The organism is Arthrobacter sp. GCM10027362, assembly GCF_042679445.1.
Taxonomy (GTDB): domain Bacteria; phylum Actinomycetota; class Actinomycetes; order Actinomycetales; family Micrococcaceae; genus Crystallibacter.
The window spans coordinates 1-3408 of sequence record NZ_JBHTML010000293.1 but is presented as its reverse complement, the minus strand read 5'-3'; the positions used below and the strand labels follow the sequence as shown (position 1 = coordinate 3408).

3 protein-coding genes are annotated in these 3408 nt (G+C 70.5%); all 3 read left to right on the top strand.

Annotated elements, in window-relative coordinates:
• Positions 1-980: amidase family protein (locus tag ACFQ36_RS21760; RefSeq protein ID WP_377017481.1), on the top strand; the 980-nt coding region annotated here is incomplete at its 5' end.
• A complete protein-coding gene (locus ACFQ36_RS21755; RefSeq protein WP_377017479.1) occupies positions 977-1471 on the top strand; it encodes a GNAT family N-acetyltransferase in 495 nt (164 codons plus the stop codon). The genes ACFQ36_RS21760 and ACFQ36_RS21755, both read left to right, overlap by 4 nt.
• 341 nt (positions 1472-1812) lie before the next feature.
• The coding region (locus tag ACFQ36_RS21750; protein WP_377017477.1) for an efflux RND transporter permease subunit at positions 1813-3408 on the top strand (1596 nt) is incomplete at its 3' end.

The following is a 3408-nucleotide window of genomic DNA, read 5'->3' as shown; positions in this document are numbered from 1 at the left end:
CCGCGGTCGCCATCGGGCTGGTGCCGGTGGCCCTGGCCGCCGACGGCGGCGGGTCGATCCGCATTCCCGCCGCCTTCTGCGGCGTCGTGGGGTTCCGGCCCTCGGCCGGGCGCTATCCGTCCGCCGGGGTGGTGCCGGTTTCGCCCAGCCGCGACACGGTAGGCCCGATGGCGCGCAGCGTGGCGGACATCATCCTGCTCGATGCCGTGCTCGCCGGGCAGACGCCGCGTGCCACGGCCGGGGCCAGGCGGCGCGCCGACGTCGCCGGGCAGCCATTGGAGGGGCTGCGCCTCGGTGTCCCCGAGGACACCTTCGGCCAGGACCTGGAGCCGGAAGTCGGGGCCTGCTTCCGCGCGACGCTGGCCACGCTGGAGGCCGCCGGTGCCACGCTCGTACCGCTTCAGCTGCGCGAGGTGCTGGACCTGGCCGGTCCCGCCGGACAGACCATCGCCCTGTATGAGGTGGCCGAAGGCCTGGCCGGGTACCTTGCGGAGAGCGGCGCCGCCGCCGGCTTCCAGGACGTGGTGGACACGATCGCCAGTAAGGACGTGCGCGGCATCTTCGAAGCCTCCGCCGAACTGCGCAAGGGCGGGGAGGGCGCCTACCGGAAGGCGCTGGAGGACGTGGCCAGGGCCCTGAAACTCTACCGGGAGGCCGTGGAGGAAGCCGGCGTGTTCGCGGTGATCCAGCCGACCGCGCCGGTGACCGCGCCGGAGATCGGCCGGGATGCGCTGCTCGAGCTCAACGGCCGGGAACTGCCGGTTTTCGAAACGGTCATCCGGCACGCCAACCTGGCCGGCGTCATCGGGCTGGCCGGGATTTCCCTGCCGGCCGGCGCCAGCGGCGCGGGCCTGCCGATCGGCATCGAACTGGACGCCGTGCCGGGTGCGGATGCGGATCTGCTGTGGCTGGCCCGCCAGATCGAGGCGCTGCTGCCGGCCGCGCAGCGCCCGGTGGAGCAGGCGGCCGCAGGCAATTGAGCATCACCGTCCGGCCCGCCGTGGCGGCGGACTACGACGACGTCGCCCGGCTGACGCGGGCGGCGTACCTCCACGGCGGGCATCTGACGGAGGCGGACGCCTACCTCGAACGGCTTGGGGACGCGGCGCACCGTGCCGAACATGCCATGCTCTGGGTCGCCGAACTGGACGGGAAGGTCGCCGGCGCGGTGACGCTGACCCTGGCGGGCGGTCCGTATGCGGACATCGCGCGCCCCGGGGAGCTGGAATTCCGGATGCTGGCGGTCGATCCGGCGGTCCAGCGCTCCGGTGTGGGCCGGGCCCTGGTCCGTGCCATCATCGACCATGCCCGGAACCTGGACGGCATCGACGCGGTGAGCCTGACCACCGGCAGCGACTGGTGGCGCGCGCACCGGCTGTACGAGTCGCTGGGGTTCGTCCACGTGCCGGAGCGGGACTGGACGGTGCCGGGTACCGCCATTCGGCTGTGGGTTTTCCGGCTTGAGGTCTAGGGGCCCCAAACAGGGGCTCCCGCACCCCCGAATTTGGGGATGGGACCGGTTAAACCGCCGGTGCCACAATGAACGCACCGGAAGGCTCACGGCCGCGGCGACCTTGGCGGCCGGCATGAGCGGCGATTGTGGCCATCCCGGTCCCGGCGGCCCGTCCCAAGGCGGGAGGCGCGGGGAACGGGAGCGGGGCCCGCGGCCGGCACCGGAGGTGCCGGCGGCGGGGCTGGGAACAGCACAACGGCACTTCGTGCACCTTGCGAGGGCCTGGTAGGGCAGAAATTGCCGTGATTTCGGCGGCCGGCACTGCAGGCGCCGACGGCACCTTAGAGGGGCTTCGAGTCATGACAAGTGGGCTCGTTTACTGGAGTCTGAAGTTCCGCCTTCTCGTACTGGCGCTGGCCGCCGGAATCCTTGGCTTCGGCGTCATCAACCTGCCGAAGGTGGAGGTGGACAACCTTCCGGAGTTCGCACCGCCGCACGTGCAGATCCAGACCGAGGCCCTGGGACTGTCGGCGGTTGAGGTCGAGCAGCTGATCACCTCCCCGATGGAAGCGGACCTGCTCAACGGAGTCGCCTGGCTGGACGAGATCCGCTCGGTGTCCGCGCCCGGGCTCTCGTCCATCGATCTTGTCTTCGAGCCGGGAACGGACCTGCTCAGCGCCCGGCAACTGGTGGCCGAGCGGCTGACCCAGGCTTTTGCGCTGCCGAATGTCTCCGCCCCGCCGGTGCTGATGCAGCCGCTGTCCTCGACCAGCCGCGTCATGATGGTCCAGCTCACCTCCCGGGATGTCTCCCCCATGGACATGTCCGTGCTGGCACGGTGGAACATCAAGCCGGTGCTGATGGGCATCGCGGGCGTTGCCAACGTCTCGATCTGGGGCCAGCGGGAACAGCAGCTCCAGGTCCAGGTCGATCCGGACCGGCTCAGGGCCCGGGACGTGACCTTGGAGCAGGTGGTCAGGACCACCGGCAACGCTGTGTGGGTCTCGCCGCTGAGCTTCCTGGAAGCGTCCACCCCCGGCACGGGAGGATTCCTGGAAACGGCGAACCAGCGGATCGGCATCCAGCATGTCCTGCCCATCCGGACACCGGAGGACCTCGGCAAGGTCAGCGTGGAAGGTGCATCGAAGCCGCTGGTGCTCTCCGACGTGGCCGAGCTGAAAACGGACCACCAGCCGCTGATCGGCGATGCGGTGGTCGATGGCACCCCGGGGCTGCTGCTTGTGATCGAAAAGTTCCCCGACACCGATGTCAGGGAACTCACCGCGGACATCGACAAAGCCATCGAGGAGTTGAAAGCCGGACTCCCCGGCATTGAGGTGGACACCACCGTCTTTCGTCCGGCGTCCTTCCTCGAAAGCGCGGTCCGGGACCTTGGCGTGGCCCTGCTGGTGGCATTGCTGCTCGTGTCGGCGTTCATCGGGGCGGCCTTCCGGTCCTGGTGCTACGGGCTCATCGGATTTGCGGCCATCGCCCTGACCGCCGTGGCAGCCGCGACCGTGCTGTACCTGCAGGACGCCATCTTCAACACCATGCTCTTCGCCGGACTCGTCCTGGCGCTGGCCGTCGTGGTCGGCGACGTCATCACGGACCTGCACAGCCTGCGGCTGTCCCCGAAGCCGCCGTCCGGAACACCCGTGGACCGGCCGCAGGAGCGGCTGATCATCCGGGCGCTGCGGCTCTCGCGGGTCCCGGTGCTCTTCGCCAGCCTGGCCAGTGCCCTCGCAGTGGCCCCGGCGCTGTTCGTCCCCGGAGTCGACGGAGCCTTCCTGCAGCCGCTGGTGGCGGCCTACCTGCTCGCACTGCTCGTGTCCAGCATCGTCGCCCTGACCGTCACGCCCGCCCTGGCCGGCGTCCTGCTGCGGCCGGGCCGGAGCCCGCGCCCCGCACCGGCCGCGGTACGGCGCCTGCGGCTGGGGTACGGGCAGTGGATATCC